Source organism: Fructilactobacillus sp. X7R7C1 (genome assembly GCF_059901065.1).
In genome coordinates, this window is record NZ_JBWXVF010000002.1 from 175479 (window position 1) to 194707 (window position 19229).

21 protein-coding genes and 1 riboswitch are annotated in these 19229 nt (G+C 35.8%); of the genes, 1 reads left to right on the forward strand and 20 read right to left on the reverse strand.

Annotated elements, in window-relative coordinates; genetic code table 11:
• Nucleotides 1–10 precede the first annotated feature (10 nt).
• The 5 genes from AC6UDC_RS03840 to AC6UDC_RS03860 are packed head-to-tail and all read right to left on the reverse strand — an operon-like array spanning nt 11 to nt 4877.
• On the reverse strand, nt 11–232 hold the full coding sequence (locus tag AC6UDC_RS03840; protein ID WP_500693772.1) for a YozE family protein: 222 nt from the start codon (nt 230–232) through the stop codon (nt 11–13).
• 11 nt (nt 233–243) lie between these two features.
• Complete coding sequence (locus tag AC6UDC_RS03845; RefSeq protein WP_500693773.1) at nt 244–738, reverse strand: dihydrofolate reductase; 495 nt, start codon at nt 736–738, stop codon at nt 244–246.
• Between the two features lie 9 nt (nt 739–747).
• Complete coding sequence (locus AC6UDC_RS03850; protein ID WP_500721385.1) at nt 748–1698, reverse strand: thymidylate synthase; 951 nt, start codon at nt 1696–1698, stop codon at nt 748–750.
• Between the two features lie 30 nt (nt 1699–1728).
• The gene (locus AC6UDC_RS03855) at nt 1729–3648 is read right to left on the reverse strand and encodes an ABC-F family ATP-binding cassette domain-containing protein (RefSeq protein WP_500721389.1); all 1920 of its coding nucleotides are present in this window, start codon (nt 3646–3648) and stop codon (nt 1729–1731) included.
• Between the two features lie 20 nt (nt 3649–3668).
• Complete coding sequence (locus AC6UDC_RS03860; protein ID WP_500721393.1) at nt 3669–4877, reverse strand: CCA tRNA nucleotidyltransferase; 1209 nt, start codon at nt 4875–4877, stop codon at nt 3669–3671.
• 114 nt (nt 4878–4991) lie between these two features.
• Between AC6UDC_RS03860 and AC6UDC_RS03865 the strand changes: the two genes are divergently transcribed.
• Nucleotides 4992–5810, forward strand: coding sequence for a site-specific integrase (locus tag AC6UDC_RS03865; protein ID WP_500721398.1), 819 nt, complete (start codon nt 4992–4994; stop codon nt 5808–5810).
• Nucleotides 5811–5848: 38 nt separating this feature from the next.
• Here the strand turns inward: AC6UDC_RS03865 and AC6UDC_RS03870 are convergent, their stop codons facing one another.
• The 15 genes from AC6UDC_RS03870 to AC6UDC_RS03940 all read right to left on the reverse strand — a co-directional run bounded on the left by AC6UDC_RS03870 (nt 5849) and on the right by AC6UDC_RS03940 (nt 19198).
• Complete coding sequence (locus AC6UDC_RS03870; protein ID WP_500721403.1) at nt 5849–7114, reverse strand: tetratricopeptide repeat protein; 1266 nt, start codon at nt 7112–7114, stop codon at nt 5849–5851.
• Nucleotides 7115–7183: 69 nt separating this feature from the next.
• The gene (hbs, locus tag AC6UDC_RS03875) at nt 7184–7459 is read right to left on the reverse strand and encodes a non-specific DNA-binding protein Hbs (protein WP_010021419.1); all 276 of its coding nucleotides are present in this window, start codon (nt 7457–7459) and stop codon (nt 7184–7186) included.
• A gap of 209 nt (nt 7460–7668) precedes the next feature.
• Complete coding sequence (gene der, locus AC6UDC_RS03880; RefSeq protein WP_500721406.1) at nt 7669–8976, reverse strand: ribosome biogenesis GTPase Der; 1308 nt, start codon at nt 8974–8976, stop codon at nt 7669–7671.
• A 66-nt stretch (nt 8977–9042) separates the two neighbouring features.
• Nucleotides 9043–10263, reverse strand: a complete 1221-nt coding sequence (rpsA, locus tag AC6UDC_RS03885) for a 30S ribosomal protein S1 (RefSeq protein WP_500699464.1) — start codon at nt 10261–10263, stop codon at nt 9043–9045.
• Nucleotides 10264–10327: 64 nt separating this feature from the next.
• A complete protein-coding gene (cmk, locus tag AC6UDC_RS03890) occupies nt 10328–11029 on the reverse strand; it encodes a (d)CMP kinase (RefSeq protein WP_500696668.1) in 702 nt (233 codons plus the stop codon).
• A 30-nt stretch (nt 11030–11059) separates the two neighbouring features.
• Entirely contained in the window at nt 11060–11722 is a 663-nt protein-coding gene (locus AC6UDC_RS03895) for a LysM peptidoglycan-binding domain-containing protein (protein WP_500721410.1), read from the reverse strand.
• Nucleotides 11723–11780: 58 nt separating this feature from the next.
• On the reverse strand, nt 11781–13208 hold the full coding sequence (locus AC6UDC_RS03900; protein WP_500707820.1) for a RecQ family ATP-dependent DNA helicase: 1428 nt from the start codon (nt 13206–13208) through the stop codon (nt 11781–11783).
• Nucleotides 13186–14268, reverse strand: coding sequence for a helix-turn-helix domain-containing protein (locus tag AC6UDC_RS03905; RefSeq protein ID WP_500721412.1), 1083 nt, complete (start codon nt 14266–14268; stop codon nt 13186–13188). The genes AC6UDC_RS03900 and AC6UDC_RS03905 overlap by 23 nt, the downstream gene beginning before the upstream one ends.
• The gene (locus AC6UDC_RS03910) at nt 14265–14897 is read right to left on the reverse strand and encodes an ECF transporter S component (RefSeq protein ID WP_500721414.1); all 633 of its coding nucleotides are present in this window, start codon (nt 14895–14897) and stop codon (nt 14265–14267) included. Before AC6UDC_RS03910 ends, AC6UDC_RS03905 begins: the two co-directional genes overlap by 4 nt.
• A 6-nt stretch (nt 14898–14903) precedes the next feature.
• A riboswitch (FMN riboswitch) is annotated at nt 14904–15024 on the reverse strand.
• A 6-nt stretch (nt 15025–15030) separates the two neighbouring features.
• Entirely contained in the window at nt 15031–15756 is a 726-nt protein-coding gene (locus tag AC6UDC_RS03915; protein WP_500696663.1) for a pseudouridine synthase, read from the reverse strand.
• On the reverse strand, nt 15749–16321 hold the full coding sequence (scpB, locus tag AC6UDC_RS03920) for an SMC-Scp complex subunit ScpB (protein ID WP_500696661.1): 573 nt from the start codon (nt 16319–16321) through the stop codon (nt 15749–15751). The genes AC6UDC_RS03915 and scpB overlap by 8 nt, the downstream gene beginning before the upstream one ends.
• Entirely contained in the window at nt 16321–17043 is a 723-nt protein-coding gene (locus AC6UDC_RS03925; protein ID WP_500721419.1) for a segregation and condensation protein A, read from the reverse strand. Before AC6UDC_RS03925 ends, scpB begins: the two co-directional genes overlap by 1 nt.
• Nucleotides 17012–17392: a riboflavin biosynthesis protein RibT gene (locus AC6UDC_RS03930; RefSeq protein WP_500695617.1), complete on the reverse strand. Its 381-nt coding sequence runs from the start codon at nt 17390–17392 to the stop codon at nt 17012–17014. The genes AC6UDC_RS03925 and AC6UDC_RS03930 overlap by 32 nt, the downstream gene beginning before the upstream one ends.
• A gap of 42 nt (nt 17393–17434) precedes the next feature.
• On the reverse strand, nt 17435–18322 hold the full coding sequence (gene xerD, locus AC6UDC_RS03935) for a site-specific tyrosine recombinase XerD (RefSeq protein ID WP_500721421.1): 888 nt from the start codon (nt 18320–18322) through the stop codon (nt 17435–17437).
• 6 nt (nt 18323–18328) lie between these two features.
• Nucleotides 18329–19198: a CvfB family protein gene (locus AC6UDC_RS03940; protein WP_500721424.1), complete on the reverse strand. Its 870-nt coding sequence runs from the start codon at nt 19196–19198 to the stop codon at nt 18329–18331.
• Between the last annotated feature and the right edge of the window lie 31 nt (nt 19199–19229).

Consider the following 19229-nt stretch of genomic DNA (forward strand, 5'->3'; position numbering starts at 1 on the left):
TCCTTTATCGTTAATCGAGGTAGGCAAGATACTCTTTCCATGCATCATCAAAAATTGTCATGGATGGTAAATAACCAGCATTTTCCTCCAAGTACTTAGAAAGCCTTTCAAAATTATCCTCTTGCTTTGGAAATAATTGATCAAAGAACGCATTATTAGCAAATTCCGCAATCGGATCAGAACTCCCTGGATGTCTTCTAGTCATTAAAAACTCATAAAAACTTTTTCTCAATTTCTTACCTCTTATTTCTTACGCTTAAATATCTCAAAAGTATGCGGATAAACATTATGTTCATCAACTTTTCCGGAAATCTTCTTTTCTAATTCAAATTGAGAATAATCAATATCAATCATTTTAACATCCCCATCAAAATCATGATTGATACTAGTACGATATAGATAATCAACAAATGGCAACAAATCTTCAAATACGGACGTTCCACCAACCACAAAAATCATTTCATTAGGGTATCTTTTTGCATACTTCAAAAATTCATCAACCGTTTTAAAGGTCACAACCCCACTCGGAAAATCACTCTGCGGGCGGTGAGTCAAAACCAAATTTTTGCGTCTTGGTAATGGTCTTTTAAAACTATCATACGTGGTTCTACCAGCTAGAATTTGATGATCGATCGTATTACGTTTAAAAAATTGCATGTCATCCGGCAAGTGCCAGGGTAATTTACCATCTTTTCCAATGACATGTCCATTTGATTCTGCCCAAATATAAGCTAACATAATAATCTCCTATACTGCCACTGACGCTTTAATTGGCTTGTCGTGGTGATAATCAACCACCTTAATATCATCCATATCATAATCAAAAATACTTTCCTTATCGGGATTTAGCCATAGACGTGGAGCTGAGTGTGGCTTTCTCGTTAACTGCTCTTTGACTTGATCAATGTGATTACTGTAAATATGAGCATCACCCAACGTATGGACAAAGTCACCAGGAATTAATCCGACCTCTTTGGCAATTAAACTAGTAAGTAAAGCATAACTTGCAATATTAAATGGAACTCCTAAAAAAATATCACCACTACGCTGATACAGTTGACAACTTAACTTGCCATCGTTTACGTAAAACTGAAACATTACATGACAAGGTGGAAGAGCCATACTAGGAATATCTTCTGGATTCCAAGCACTCACAATCATTCTTCTGGAATCAGGATTAGTTTTAATGGTATTAATAACATTTTTAATCTGGTCAATGGCCTTACCATTGCTCGTTTTCCAGTTACGCCATTGGCTTCCGTAAACCAAGCCTAGATCGCCATATTTTTTGGCAAAATCATCGTCATTTAAAACTCGTTCACAAAATATTTTCTTCTGCTTTTGGTATTCTTCATTAAATTCGGGATCACTTTGTGAACGCAAACCAAAATTAGTCATATCTGGTCCATGATATTCATCAGAATTAATCCATTTTTCAAACGCCCATTCATCCCAAATATGATTATTATGTTTAAGTAAATAACGAATGTTAGTATCACCCCGCAAAAACCAGAGTAATTCTGATTTAATCAACCGAAAGGGAACCGCCTTAGTGGTTAAAAGTGGAAATCCGTCCTGTAAGTTAAAACGCATTTGATAACCAAAGGTACTAATGGTTCCTGTACCAGTTCGATCTGATTTTTTGTGACCATTATCTAAAACGTAACGTTCTAGATTTAAATATGCATCCTCTAACATTTTAATCTCTTCCTTTTTTAATAAAAACAACTACTCATCAACGTACTGGCTCAAATATTCCCATCGGTTCATTAATTGATCCGATTTCTGATTTAATTCATCAAGATTTCGTTGTAACTCTGCTAACTTATCGTAATCCGAACCATTTTCTTGCATCTGTTTTTTTACATCTTTAGTCTGGCGATCTAAAGAATTAATCTTGCCATCGATCTTATCCCACTCAATTCTTTCAGCATACGTTAACTTGGTTTTCGATTTCGTGCTTTTTTTCTCGGAAGTGCTATCTTTAGCTTCATCTAATCGGCTATTGGTTTGGTTCTTACCATCATGATGAACCTGTTTCCTTTGCATTTTCATTTTTTGTAGATAATCAGTAAATTGACCAGTATAACGCTCAATTTTAGCATTCCCATCAAAAATCAATAATCGATCAGCTACTTTATCAAGAAAGTAACGATCATGAGATACTGTAATCGTTGTCCCATTAAAGTGCTTGATGTAATCCTCTAGAACCGTTAAGGTCCCAATATCGAGATTATTAGTTGGCTCATCAAGAAGAAGCACATTTGGTTGCTCCATCAATAATTTCAGTAAATAAAGGCGCCTTTTTTCTCCACCTGAAAGCTTGCGGATCAAAGTTCCATGCATAAATTTAGGAAAAAGGAACTGTTCTAATAAATTAGTAACGCTGACCTTATTTCCATCCTTATCAACCACATTTTCACCGATATCGGTTAAATAACTAATAACACGTTTGTCTTCCGGGATTTTCTCCATTTTTTGTGTATAATATGCCATTTTAACGGTTTCACCAATATCAATGGTACCGGACTGAAGTGGAAGCTTTCCAGCAATTACATTTAAAAAGCTTGATTTTCCGGCACCATTTTCACCACTAATTCCGATTCGTTCACCATTTTGAATTAACATGCTGAAATCTCTTAGAATTGGCTTATGAGCAATTGTTAAGTTAGCGTGTTTAATGTCAATCACTTTTTTTCCAAGCCGTTTTTGACCCATTGTAATATCGACATCTTCATCGATTGGATTGCCCTGATCAACATCAGCTTTTAAATCGTTAAATCGATTAATTCGTGCTTGTTGCTTAGTGGAACGAGCTTTAGCGCCTTTTTTCATCCACTTTAACTCTTGTTTGTAAAGCCGTTGCTGCTTATGAGAGGCAGCCTCTTGCTCTTCATCAAGTTCAGCCTTCCTCTGGACATAATCTTGATAATTACCGGGATACTTATAAAGTTTACCAAATGATAATTCCCATATTTGATTAGCAATTTGATCCAAAAAATAACGATCATGGGTAACAAATACTAAAGCTCCCTTGTATTTACTCAAAAACCGTTCCAACCAGTCAATCGAGTCAAAATCCAAGTGATTGGTAGGTTCATCTAATAAAAGTAAATCAGGTGACTGAATTAAAACCTGAGCTAATCCAACTCGTTTCTGCTGGCCACCCGACATGCTACCCACCTTTTGATCTAAATCGGTAATTTTCAGTTGATTAAGGATGTTTTTAACGTCCACTTCCGCCGTCCAGGCATCCTCTTCATTCATTTTTGCTTCTGCATTCTCAAACTTTTTTTCAAAATCTGAATTTTCCGGATGCTTAGAGTAATTTTTAAGTGCATGTTCATAAGATCTGATGATTTTAAAAATCTTTTGATCACCAGCAAAAACAGCGTCAATAACGGTTAGGTTTTCATCTAAATCTGGAACCTGCTTTAGGTATCCAATTGTGTACGACTTAGAAGTGGTAATTGTCCCATTAACATCATGATCAATTCCAGAAATAGTATTTAAAAGGGACGATTTACCACTTCCATTCGTTCCAATTAATCCAATTCGGTCATGTTCATTGATAATAAAGTCAAGATTTTTAAATAAAGTCTTTTCACCATACGTCTTCGTCAAGTTTTCTGCTTTTAATGTTTGCACAATATCTGCTCCAATTATTTTTAATCATTATTTATTTGCTTCGATGCAGAAAGTAGTGAATCTGAATCATTTTTAATTTGGCCACTTATAACGGAACGTTCCAGTTGATTAAGAACATTTCCTAATAATGGACCTGGTTTAAAACCTCTATCAATCAACATTTTACCGTTAATTTTTAGTTCACTTTTACTTTTAATCGGAAGGCGATCATATTCATTTTCTATTTGGTCAATATTGACTACCTTACCTAAGGTCATGGCTACTTGACATGCGTTATCAAGATTGATGCGACCAACTTTATACGACGTTACTGGATCTAAAACATCACTTACAATCTTGTAAGTTGCTTTAACCGTTAGTTTAACGTTCTCGGTTAACCTATTTGATCCCTTCCAACTCTTCATCAGATGTCCAATCTGTTCACTATTTAATTCGCACTGACATGCAATTAAGGACCAAACCTGAACTTCGTTATTAATGTATTCTGAAATGGGACGTGACCCTAACCTAGCTATTTCAGAAACATAATCACCCAAGACGGGAACATACTTAATTAAATTCGTTTGGATCATCTGTTTAAGCCCCCTGCCAGGAGCCATCCCTAGCATCATCTTTACAAATTCCACGTTAATTCGTTCCACAGCAATCTTTTTTAATAGATAACTATGTTTACTAATCGCGTTAAAAGTGTTCTTTTCAATTGCAAAATCCAGTTTACTAGCAAAGCGAACAGCACGCATCATTCGTAAAGCATCCTCATTAAAACGTTGTTCTGGATCTCCAACAGCCTTAATTAGATGATTTCTTAAATCATTTAAGCCACCAAACAAGTCAATGATTTCACCATTTTCTTTCATGGCAAGCGCATTGATAGTAAAATCACGACGCTTTAAATCATCTTCAAGTGATCGAACAAAGGTAACTTGATCGGGACGCCGATAATCTTGGTATCCTGATTCAGTCCGAAACGTCGTGATTTCATAAGATCGACCATCGTGCACCACCGTGACGGTTCCGTGTTCAATCCCAGTATCAATTGTCTTCTTGAAAATGGTTTTAATTTCTTCAGGATACGCACTACTTGCGATATCAACGTCATGAATTGGTGCATGCAAAATAGTGTCACGGACTGATCCGCCAACAAAATAAGCTTGAAATCCCGCTTCTTCAATTGTCTGAAGAACCCTTCTAGCATCATCAAATTCACTTGGTAAGTTGTCTATTTTCATGATCCACACACCTTCACTGATTTCATTCTACCAAAATTATCATATAAAAGTTAGGCTTGTGTCTGGTTCTTGTGTTATGATTAAGTTAAAGTAACTTATTACAGGAGACAAATCATGAGTAACAATTATCCATATCAAGATCATTTTGAACGTTATCTAAGAAAAAAAGAACTCTCAAATGTAACCATTAGAGAGTATTCCAAAACCTTATCGGATCTTTTTAATTATTTATCTAATTTCAACGTGGGATACCAAGCGGATCACCGAGTTAGTCAAATCTTTGATCGAGACATCGAGCAATATCTAGATATGATCATTTCCAAGCGTAATAACGGAAACAATACCTATAACAAGGTTTTATCTCAGATCAACGTCTACTTTAAATTCTTATTTAACAACCACCTTAATACCCATCTTCCTACAATTAACATTAAAAGTAAGGAAAAAAACGAACATAATTCATACATTACCAAGTGGATCTATTCTTTACCAACTATCCTCGAAGATCCTGAGGTTCACCACTACACTAAAATGACACTGTTACTTATCAGTAAGGGATACCAATCTTCAGAGTTTCTCTTGCCTGGCTTTTATCATGAATTAAACCACGTTGACTTTTCACCTGAAGAAAAATCCTTTTTATCTAATTTTCAAAAATTTGTTACCCCGCTTCAAATTCGTCATCATTCAAAGGACCTCTTTTTAAAGCAAAGAATCGCTTCCAACTGCCATATTACATCTGCAGGTCTTCACAAATACTTAAAGCCAGATAGTGAATACCTAGCAATGAATCTTAATCCCAAATCACTATACCAAGCATTCGTCGTTAACTACTTCAATCAACATCCAAATGATAGTGACAAAACTCTTGCACATGATTTAAGAATGGATCCAGCGTCACTAATCTATTATCAAAAATTAGCACAAAAATAAGGATCAGAGTATCAAATCCAACTCTGATCCTTATTTTGTTACTCGTAATCTTCTAAATCTTCAAGCATGTATGCCATTTCATCATCAGTCGGGACAAGTTTCACATAATGTTTTAACAATTTAATGGTTTCCTTAATTTGACCATTCTCTCTGAACAATAAAATCGCCTCACGTAAGAAATCAGGATTATCATCAAAGTACGGAAGAGCTCGCTCATAGTACTTTTGAGCATCATCATACTTTTCAAGATGAGCATAAGACACCGCCAAATTCCAGTAAATTTGTGGATCGGTTTCTTCTTCTTTTACGTATGGGCTCAAAAAATCAACATTTTTTTGATATTCGCCCTGCTTAACGTACAAATTAGATAACTTAATAACTAATTCCATGTTATCCGGATCAACCTGATGTCCATTATTAAGATACTTCAGGGCTAGATCTTCTTTTGAAAGTTTAGCAGCAACGTCTGCGGCTTTAATGTACATATTGACATTATACTGATCAACGCTCATACCCTCCTGATAAACCTTTAAAGCATTTTCAGGTTCATTCATTTGAATGTATGCTTCCCCTAAGTAAGGATATAGTGAGGCATACTGAGGATCCTCTTCTCGCAACTGCTTGAACATCTCAATCGCTTTAGCGTAGTTCTTCAACTGTAAGTAAGTAAAACCCGTTTCAAATTTGACGTCTGGCGTCATATCAATGGGCTTAATCTGTTCAAGGTATCCAATAGCCTGTTCAAAATGACCTGCATTAGCATATGCCACCCCTAACCTTTCAACCAAATTAACTGAAGAAATGTTCAAAACACCTTGTTTAATTATTCCCAAATATATAGGAATGGCTTTATCAAATTGTCCGGTAGAAAAATACAATTCAGCCAGGGCAAATTTAATTACATTTTCGTCTGGATCAATTTTTTCAGCTTCAAGTAACTTTTGTTCACTAACGTTATACATTTCCTGAGTTTGATAAAGATCAGCTTCAACCATCAAAGCATTAACATAATTTGGGGAATCAGGTTTAATCTCACTTAAATAATTAAGCGCTTTATCAATCTTGCCTTCAGAAATCAAAATATCTGCAATACTTGTTCTTAACTCGTCTTCCTCAGGATATTTTTTTAAAAGATCTTTATATATATCAATCGATTCGTTTAAAAAACCTAATGAATAAAGTTCTTCTGCTAACGAATAAATCATATCATCACTATCATTTACCTTGGCTTTTTTGATGTCATCATTAAATTGACTCATATCACCCTTTTTTAGGGCGTCTAAGGCTTGCTCTGAATAAGTCATTACACATGGTCCTCCTACTAATAAAAAAACCAGTACGCATAAGCGCACTGGTTAAACCATTAAATAAAACTATTTAACAGCTTCCTTTAAAGCCTTACCAGGTTTAAAGGCAGGTACTTTACTTGCAGGGATTTGAATTTCTGCACCAGTTTGGGGGTTACGTCCCTTACGAGCGGCACGATTACGTACTTCGAAATTACCAAAACCGATCAATTGTACCTTTTCACCGTGAGTCAACTTGTCTTGGATTGAGTCAAAAACTGCATCCAAAGCTGCGGTGGCATCTTTCTTAGTTAAACCAGTTGCCTTTGCGACATCATTAACTAATTCTGCTTTGTTGGCCATGTGTATTCACCTCCTGAATAGATGTTTTTTATGTAAAAAACACCCAATAAGTTAAAGATTAAGCCAGGGGAAATGATGTACGACTACATCATTTCTAGTCTTAATTTAGCATAAGAATGGTGTCATTGCAACAAATAATGGAAGTATAATTAACATTTACTAAAAAAATTTTAATATAATTATGATTAGAAGGTTGTTACCATTAGTCATTACTTTCGACGCCTTGCTATCAAGTGAATTGGTGTCCCAGCAAAGTCAAAATTTTTTCTAATTTGATTTTCCAAATAACGTTTGTACGAAAAATGAAGTAGTTCTGGATCATTTACAAACAAGACAATCGTTGGCGGTCCAACAGCAACCTGGGTAGCATAGTAAATCCGAAGTCGCTTCCCATTTCTGGTTGGTGTTGGAGTAATTGCGATTGAATCCATGATAACATCATTTAAGGTTGACGACTGGATTCGACGCTGGTGGTTTTCGTTAACTCGTTTAATCAAAGATGGTAACTGACTAACATGTTGTTTGGTCGTTGCGGATACAAAAATAATGGGTGCGTAAGCCAAATACTGAAATTGCTCACGAATATCAGCTTCAAATTGTTGTTGCGAGTGATTATCCTTTTTTAAAGCGTCCCATTTATTAACGACAATGATGACACCCTTGCCAGCCTCGTGCGCATATCCAGCAACCCGCTTGTCTTGCTCTCTAATGCCTTCTTCTGCATTGAGAACCATCAATGTCACATCACTTCCATCAATTGCTCTCATAGCTCGCATTACGCTGTATTTCTCGGTCTTTTCATAAACCTTACCACGTTTCCGAATTCCTGCGGTATCAACAATGGTGTACTCTTGACCATCATTTTCAAACTTAGTGTCAATCGCATCGCGAGTAGTACCAGCTACATTTGATACGATCACCCGATTCTCTCCTAAAATAGCATTGACAAGTGATGACTTGCCAACATTTGGTCGGCCAATCACACTAAATTTAATACTATCATCGTCAGCTTCGTTAACATTTTCTGGGAAATTCTTAACAACAGCATCTAACAAATCCCCTAAACCAAGTCCGTGAGATCCCGAAATGGGGTATGGGTCACCAAACCCCAAAGCATAGAAATCATAAATGTCGGCCCGACTTTCGGGATTGTCAATTTTATTAACCGCCAATACAACTGGTGTATCAGATCGATACAATAATTGGGCCACTCGTTCATCAGCGTCAGTCATTCCCTGCTTACCATTTACCATAAATATAATTACATCAGCTTCATCAATCGCAATTTCTGCTTGATCAGTAATTTGCTTAATAAATGGTTCATCAGCAACTTCAATTCCACCAGTGTCGATCAAATTAAAATTGTGACCAAGCCAACTCCCATGAGCATAAATACGATCACGGGTCACTCCAGGAGTATCTTCAACAATTGAAATTCGTTCACCAGCAATTCGATTAAAAATTGTTGATTTACCAACGTTTGGTCTTCCAACAATTGCTACAGTAGGTTTTGCCATTTTATATCACCTCTTATTTTTGAGAATAAAAAAAATCCTTCATAAATATGAAGGATAATTTTCTAATTACTCATTGTCATCATCATTTAATTCATTTCCAACAATGTCACCTAACGTAAAACCATTCTCTTCTTCAGGAGCATTATTAGTTGAATTATCACTCACATTTTTCTTTGGAGTTTTTTGATCATCTCTGGGGTCTTTTTCGAGAGCCTTCATTGACAATGCTAATCGATGTTCTTCAGGTTGAACGTCAAGGACTTTAACTTTAACGTCTTCGCCAGACTTCAAAACATCACTCGGCTTGTCAATATGCTTATGTGAAATTTGTGAAATGTGAACTAATCCTTCAACACCAGGGAAAACTTCAACAAAAGCACCAAAATCAACTAAGCGCTTAACTTTTCCATCAAGAACACTTCCCTTAGGAGCTTTTTCTTCAATGTCACTCCAAGGACCCGGTTGAGTTTGTTTAATTGATAATGAAATACGATTACGATCAGGATCAACTGAAAGAACTTTAACCTTAACCTCTTCGCCAACCTTCAAAACATCACTTGGTTTGTTAACATGTTCATAAGAAATTTCTGAAACGTGAACAAGTCCATCAATCCCACCAAGATCGACAAAGGCACCAAAGTTAGTCAAACGGGCAACTTTCCCTTCAACAACATCTCCAGGTTTTAGTGTGCTCATAATTCGATCACGAGCTTCTTTACGTTCTGCTTCAGCAATCGCTCTATGTGATAAAATCAAACGATTCTCTTCAGGGACAACTTCAATAATCTTAACTTCGAGTTCTTGACCTTTAAATTGATTTAAATCATCAACAAAGTGATCAGTAATCATGGAAGCTGGAATAAATCCACGAACTCCGTCAGCATTTACCACTAAACCACCTTTTACCGCACGAGTAACAGTAACTTTGATGGTGTCACCCTTATCAGCTTTTTCCTTGATGTCATCCCAAACCTTGAGAGCCTCAAGTCTTCTGATTGAAAGAAGGTAACTTCCACCTTCCTTATCATCACCAATTCGAGATACAACAACAACCTTAACTTTGTCTCCAACTTTGTAGTTTGAAGTTGGGTTATCTTCCCTTTGTGCGGAAATTTCTTTCCTTGGAATAACTCCTTCAACACCAGCGCCTTCGATTCCCACGACTAATTGCTGGTCATCATCAATGGCCAAAATTTCACCATTAACAACATCACCAACGTTTACCTGCTTAATATTATCGAGAGCGGCTAATAAATCTTTGTTTGCATTAGTATCGTTTTCACTCATCAAACATTTCCTCCTTGCAACAACTCTAATTGCTATTTTATCTTAGTTGGAAATAAAATACCAGTTAATCGGCTTTATTATTTGAAAGTTGTTGAATTTTATTTTCGATTAATTGCGAAATTGCCGCAACCACGTCATCAATCGACATTGAAGTGGTATCAATTTCAAAAGCATCAGATGCTTTTTTTAATGGGGATATCTTTCGATGGGAATCCTTATAATCCCGTTCCTCAATATCTTTTTTAAGTTTATTGAGACTAACCGAAATTCCCTTTGCTTGATCCTCTTTATATCTCCGCTCAGCTCGCTCCGTAACACTGGCAATTAAAAAGACCTTTACATCTGCCTTTGGTAGAACCGTCGTGCCAATGTCTCTACCATCCATAACGATTCCACCATCTTTTGCCAAATCCTGTTGTCTTTTAACTAATTCGAAACGAATTGATCCAAGTGCTGAAACTGCTGAAACATTGCTAGTTACCTGAGGACTGCGAATATCATTTGTAACTTCTTTACCGTCAACAAAGACCTTCTGAACTGGATCACCCGGTTCAAAAGTAATCGTGGTTTTTTTTAAAAGATCAAGAAGGGTCTTCTCATCATTTAAATCTAATCCTAGTCTAATTGCTTTTAACGTAATTGATCGATACATTGCACCGGTATCACAATATATGTAATGAAATTTTTTTGCAACTAGTTTAGCTACCGTGCTTTTACCCGCTGAAGCAGGCCCATCGATTGCAACTTGTAAGCCGTTCTTACCCAAATGTAATCAATCCTTATCATTTATTTGTAATTATTTAACCCTTAAACTTTGTCCTGGATGAATCTGGCTGGATGAACTAAGTCCATTTAATTTTAATAACTGTTGCATACTAATACCCGCATTAGTAGCTACGCGATAAACTCCCTGACCTTTTTGAACCTTAACGTAATCATTACTACCAGCATTATCAGTGCCATTCGTTGTTTGGGCTGGTTTTTGTTGCTGCGCGTTATTAGCAGTAGATGATGAATCACTACTTGGAGTCGTACTACTTTGGTTACTTCCCATTTCGTTTTGAACGGATGAAGATGAAGCCTCTTCAGATCCAGCATCAGATGAAACAGTATTATCATTTGTAGTATCCTCACTTTGAACACTACCTGAGTTTGCTTTCGGTTTCTTTGATTTCTGATCTTTATTCTTTTTGGGCTTTGCGTGGTGCATCTTACTACTCTGTGTCTTTTCACTGGTACTCCCATTTCCAACCGCACGTTCCTTAGAAAGCCCAAAAACAAGTGCAACAAGGGCAATAATTACAATAACAGAAACCAGCATAATCACGACTAATGAATTACTACGGTGGTGCTTACGGTACTCTGTCCTTGAAAGATTTCCATCTGGATCGGTGTCATCTGAAAATGAATCATCCCATGGATCATTTTTTTTGTTATCTTTATGTTTGTCGTCCCTCATAAATACATCCCTCCAAAACTTCTATGGTGATTATATCATTTTTTGCGCCTAATTATTATTAAAAAAGTTTGTCCAAAATCTCATACCAAGTACCAGTTAAATTGGACTTTTCACTATTAACGTTTTTTAACAAACCAAGACTCATTAAATCAAACTTTTCACTTCCAAAGTCACAACAATCATCAGTGTGGTCATCAAAGTTCACATCAAATAAAGAAAGCAGAAGTTTTCGCCGACAGCCAGTATGATTAATGTACCGGACAACTTGCTTTAAACTTTGATCCTTTTTAAGGGTGACCTCAGAAAAAATCTGTTTGACGTCATCATTACCATACCCATGATTTAAATAGAACTGAAGGAGTCTCTTATTCTGCTCACTCATTTTAGCTTTGGGATTTGAAAAGAAATTATCAATCTGTTGATCATTAGGAATGGACCTAACAATTAAGCTCTGTGCAATTTGTTCATCACCATTAGAGTAAAGTAACACAGCGATACTCTGTTTACCATCTCTTCCAGCTCTACCAATTTCTTGAACATAACTTTCCATATCAGTCGGCATATGGTAATGGACTACAAATCGGATGTCTGATTTGTCAATCCCCATTCCAAAGGCGCTGGTTGCACAGATAACCTGAAGCTCATTATCCATAAATTGATGCTGAATCCGATACCGATCATCGTTACTAAGACCGGCATGATAAGCTGCCACTTTGATATCAGTTTGTTCTCTAAGTTTCAAAGCAACTTTTGAAGCCTTATCTCGACTAGAGAAATAAATTATACCCGGATACTTGAGTTTTTCAATTAAATTAAAAAGATAGGCTTGCTTATCTTTTTCACTTGAACTTTTATGAACCGCAAGGAAAATGTTAGGCCGATCCACATTTTCAATTATTTCTTGAACGTCAGTTAACTTCAAATAATTAATGATATCTCTTTGAACTTTCTTTGAAGCAGTTGCCGTTAGCATTAGTGTTTGCGGATGTCCTAACGTACGAATCACCTGTCTTAATGACAGGTAATCAGGACGAAAATCAAGCCCCCACTTAGAGATACAATGTGCTTCATCAATCACCAATAAGCCAATTTTCAATTGCTTAACTCGGTTAAGCACATCAGAATTAGATAATAGTTCTGGAGAAACAAAAATATAACGAAACTGATCAAGATGATTCAATAGCCGGTGTCGCTTCGACCAATCGTTCATTGAATTTAAAGCACACACCCGCTTTTCTCCCATAAAGTTCATTCGACCAACCTGATCTTCCATAAGAGAAATAAGTGGCGAAACAATCACAACCGGACGCTTAACTAAATACCCATATAACTGGTATATTAATGATTTACCTGCCCCAGTTGGCATGACTGAAAGAACATTTGCGCCATTTAATAGTGCAGAAATGGTCTTATCTTGACCAGGCTTAAAATCACTAAAGCCAAACTTGTTTTTTAATATTTGTTTAGCAAGTTTCATCTTGTTCATTATTAATTCCCTGTTTTGTCTGTTTGATTTCAAGTAATCTAAATTGAAAAAAACTAAACTGCTCTAAAACGTCAGTTGGTAATTGATGATAGTCCCAGTCATCAACGTCCGTTCCAAGTAGAATACGCCTAACTTTTCTTTCCATTTGAAGGGAAATGAAATTTCGATAAGGAAACTTGTCATAATCAACGTAAATTGCAACTTCCAGAAGATGTTCTAGGACAGTTGACTCTCGTAGATTTCGCAGTTGTTCAACCTTTTTTATATTACCCAATCGTTCATATTCATCAAAAGTCCTTTTAGCACTACCAGAAATTGGATTTTTGAAAAGACCATTAAGTAATGGAACCATTACAGATTGATCACTTTGCTCAACAAAGTTCGCCAATTTTGCATAATCGATAAAATCAGCAATATAACTTTTGACTAACGATTGGTTTAAATTATGTGCAATCTGCTGGATTGTGAATCCATTAGTACTAAATCCAACTAATCCTTGAGCAAATAAATCAGCGTCATTTAGATCGAGTAAGGATAAAAATCGTTTCAACTCTTTCTTTAAATCTGTGCCAACTTGCTTGCGATCAATCAGTCGATAATATTTTTTAATAAAATCTTTATTCACTCCATCAACATTGACTGGATAATAGTGTCTAACGTTATGGACATGCTCTGAGATAATCTGAACAAACAACTGCAATCGTTGCTTAAAACTAACTAAATCAATCCTTTGAAAAGTATGTAATGAAAAAGAAAGATTAGAATCATCAATCATTTTAACTAATTCTGCTCTTTCTTTTTCTCCTTCAGACGTTAATTTAAACTGACCATGTTCAACTTCTTCCAGCAAGTTCGCACTAATCAGAGACTTAACATCTAATTCGTTTTTATTAAAATATCGTCCAACTCCAAGAAGGTCTAAAAGACCATATCTCATCGCCCAGTATAAGGTGGCTACCGTTTTCTTGCCTAACAGTAAGTTTTCAATTAATCGAGCCCTTCGTTTTTGGGTTGCACTAAAAACGAAAAGACCAAGAGCTTCATTTGTCTTATTAATCATTTTTGATAAGATCGCTTATTAATCCATTTCTGCATTTGTTTTGCAATAATCACAAAAATTAGTCCAATCACAATACCCTTGATTAAGTTAAAGGGAACTACTCCGTAAAGAATCGTTTTGGCAAGCGAAAAATCTAACTTTAAATTTGTTAGTTTCACATACAGTGGAGTACTAATGAACAAATTGGTAATACTCATGACAATTATTAACGCCAGCGTTTCAACCAAAACAATCAAAAAGTCAATCCAGTGACTTTTAAATAAATATTTTCTCAAAAAGTAAAACACCAAAATCATTGTTAATGAGGCTAAAAGAGAGGTGGTCAACCCAATTAACTCAAGTGGTGAAAAACCCATCACCATCCAGTAAATAAATAGTTTAAGTATCACAGCTTCAATGGCTGCACCCGGTCCCAATAATAACAAACAAATCAAAATTGGAATATCCGAAAAATCCAATTTCAAATAACTCATGTATGGGATGATTGGAAATGAAATCAACATTAACAAAAATGAGATCGCACCAATCACGGCAGTTATAGTAATTCTTTTAATTCGATCGTTTTTAGCTATCATCACAATTCCTCCAATTAAACGTTCTTCAAAGTCAATTAGGGTAAATTGCGCCATAAAAAAACTCATCTTCTTTATACCAGACTTTACTGTCGGCAATGGGATTTCACCATCTCAACCAATTTTCATTGGGTAGTGGGCTGTAACCACCGATTGGGAATTTCACCCGACCTTGAAGACGTTTTATTAATTATTTAGTTAAAGCATACAAATCTCGTATTTCTCTTTTTCGGAGCCTACGAAACTCACCAGGTTGTAAGTTTTCTAAACCGATCCCAGCAAACTCTTCCCGTTTTAATTTTTCAACAGGATGACCAACTGCTTTCAGCATATCTTTAACTTCATGATTCTTACCCTCGTGAATCGTCAAACGTAGCACCGAATTATTCTTTGAATTACCAGCCTTATAAATCACCTCAACTTCCGCGGGTGCACTCTTATACTTGCCATTAATTAAAACACCCTTTCGAATTTTATTCAACTCATTGTGATCGAGTTTCCCAATCACCTTAACTAAGTACGTCTTTTTTACTTCATATTTAGGATGAGTTAACTGGAAATCAAGCGTTCCGTCGTTAGTTAAAATAATTATCCCACTCGTATCATAATCTAATCGTCCAACCGGGTATATTCGTTCAGGAACCTTTTTAAAAAAGTTCAAAACGGTCTTTCGATCCCTTTCATCCCTCACAGAAGAAATTACCCCACGTGGCTTATACAGGGCAAAATATACTAGATCTTCTTTTCTTAACGATGTTCCATCCACCTCAATCTTGTCAGTGGGTTCAACTTTTATCCCTAACTGATTAACAATCTTACCATTAACCTTCACATGTCCAGTACTAATAAGTTCCTCAGACTTTCGTCTCGAAGCCACCCCATCATGCGCCATAACTTTTTGTAATCTTTCACTCATTTCGCTGATCCTCCAATGGTTTCATTTTATCATCAAACATCTGACCATAATCTTTTGGATCTCTTTCTGCGTCTAAAGCTGGTAAATCATTAATGCTTTTAAGGTTAAAAGCGTTTAAAAAAAGGTCGGTAGTAACATATAGCTTAGGTTTGCCTGGTTCATCACGCTCACCCTTGATGGTAATTAAATTTTGTGCCAAAAGATTTCTAATTGAAATCAAACTATTTACGCCCCTCACTTCATCAACCTCAACGCGCGTTATTGGCTGTTTATACGCAATAATCGTAAGCGTCTCAAGTGCCGACTGCGTTAACAGCTCTTCATCGGATTTAACAAACTTTTGAATTACTTTTGAATAATCCTTTTTAGTTGTCATATGGATAATGTCACCATTTTGTAAAATGCAGATGCCAAATCGATCACTTGAATAACGCTCACTCAACGAAGCAATACAGCTCCGAATGGTGGAATCATTTGCGGAAGTTAATTTTTTCAACCGTTCAATTGTCATTCCAGACTCTCCCGAAACATACAAGAGAGCTTCAATTTCTGCCATTAAATTCATTAATTAGATTTCCTTAATAAGATTTCTCCGTCATTACTGGTTTGCACAACCATAATACGATGATGTTTAACCATTTCCAAAAGTGCCAAAAAATCGGTCACTAATTCTTCTAAAGGAGAATTGGCCTCAAATAACTTGGAAAAATAGATTTCATGACTACTAGCTCTATTTATTCGTCTCATAATTACTTCACTTTGCTCATTAACACTAAAATTCCATTCTGAAACTTGTTGAACTGGCGGTTTAGAAGTTAACTGATGTCGTTTAATGATCTTATTCCATGCTTGTTCCAACAAGCTAATTTCAAACTCATTTTCACCAATTGCAATCTCTGACTTATTAAAAGAACGAATCCTAGAATGATAATGATTTCGTTCTACTTCTTTTTTTTGCAACTTTTTCGACGCTTTTTTATACCGATTATATTCAACCAACTGATCAACCAGATCGTCTCGTGGATCATCACCTAATTCATCATCAGTTTCTTTAGCTAACAACATTTTAGATTTAATTCGCATCAAATTAGCCGCCATTACAAAGAAATCACCAGCAATATCAAAATTTAAACGTTTCATTTTATTTAAATATTTAAAATATTGCTCAGTAATATCCTTAATGTCAATATCATAAATATCCATCTTTGCTTGTTTGATTAGATGCAGTAAAAGCTCTAGTGGACCATCAAAGTCATTAACGTGAATCTGTAGATTGTCTCTGTTCATGACCTAACTCCCATTTACTAATGACATCTTGCGTATTAAACGTTCCCATGATTTTTTTGTCGGGATATTCATTTTCAACACTATCAAGAATTCGAAATTCATTAAAAATATTGTTAGCATCTGGCGTAAGGGTAATCCTTCTAACAACCACGTTTTTCGGGTTGGTTTCAACTCCTACAATTCCAGCCCAATTTCCAAATCGATCCTTCCAAAGAAAAATGTCACGATTGTCAGCATTTCGATACCAATTCATTTCTTCCACAAGATGTTTCGTTTTATCGTTACTTTTAGAAAGTGACAACATCCCCATCACAATCTTTTCATAATCATTTCGATACCTGAATAGCATCGACATCACCTCAATTACTTGCTGTCATTACTCCATCTCATTTTATGCTCTTGGATGATATTTATCATACACCTGACTTAACCGCTCGTGGGAAATATGAGTGTAAATTTGCGTCGTGGAAATATCAGAATGTCCAAGTAATTCCTGCACAGTTCTAAGATCGGCTCCATTTTCTAAAATGTGCGTTGCAAAAGAATGTCGTAATGTATGTGGAGTAACGTTCTTTTTAATGCCAGCTAAACTAACGTAACGTTTAATCTTTTCCCAAATGCTTTGTCGACTAATTCGTCCACCATGCGCATTCAAAAAAACGTACGGAGATGTCCGGTGCTTAAGTAACTGTAATCGACTATCATTTAAATACTTAAATAGCCAATTCTGAGCAACTTCTCCAATTGGAACAATTCGTTCCTTATCTCCCTTTCCGATGGTCTGAATCAGATTCATTTCTAAATGAAGATCAGATAACTTTAAATTAATCAATTCAGATACTCGAAGCCCAGTAGCATACATCACTTCTAAAATGGTTCGATCTCTTACCCCATACTTGGTGTTCACATCCGGCATTTTAAGTAATCGATCAACTTCATTAACGGATAAAACATCGGGTAAGTGCTTGCCCTTTTTAGGAGTATCAATCTTGTTCATGGGGTTCTTTTTAATCACCTTAAATTCCATTAAATATTGAAAAAATTTACGAAGCGTTGATACAAATCGAATGATTGTATTACGAGACTTACCACTATTTTTCATTGTTTCCATGTAATTTAAAATTGTATACTGATCGACATCTTTAAACGAACTGATGTGATTTTTTTTTAAATCCAACTCAAATTCCCTTAAATCTTGTCGATAACTTTTAATGGTATTGTCAGATAATCCTCTTTCTACTAGTAAATAGTGGAGATAATCTTCAATTTGATCATTCACTTACTTTCATCTCGTTTCAGTTAATTTAATTCCATCTGGGGTTTCGGAAATAACATGAGCCTTTAATAAATGCCCCAGGGCTCGTTTAAACTGAGATTTGCTGATTCCAAAGTAATCCTTAATTACTTGAGGGTCACTTTTATCGTTATAAGGTAATTCATTATTAGGCTTATGCTCAAGAATTGTCTGAATCATCTTGGCGTCCTCACCAATCACTTCATAAGATCGTGGTCTAAGTGATAAATAAAGCGTTTTATTAGGTCGGATTCCAATAATCCTAGCGTTTACTTTCTCTCCTAGTCGTGGTTGTTCTTCCTCTTCTGATTTGTCAATGAACCCTAAATTGTAGTGATCCGTTATTACTTGCGTTCCCATCAGTTTAGGGTTAATGACCCAAGCATTAACATCCCGATTTTTCAATTTTGGATCATTAACTGGTTGGGAAATCGCTTTATATATCTGAGGATCAGCTAATTTACCCCAGATTCGATTCTTACTATCCTTTTTTAAAGCAATTAAAAGTTGGTCACCAACTTCTGGCCATAATGACTTAATATCCGGCAAATCATCAAGAGAAACAGCAACATCCTTATCTGGTAAACCGATGTCAACAAAGATTCCCAATCCAAATTTAATTCCAACCACTTTTCTCCATGCATAGCTGTCAATTCCAACATCCGGAACGTTTCGCGTGATTTTCATTTGATGCTTTTCATTTTCGTAGACAAATCCTTTAAAATTTCCACCTAATTTAATTGGCTTTTTTAACTCGCCCTTGTTTAAAGAATAGGTAATTCCGTTATTTTGAATGAAATACTCCTTATCGTTTTCATCAGTGACTTTTCCCGTAATTACGGTTCCCAAATCTTCATTCATATTAATTCTCCATCCCAGTGCTTTTAATGAA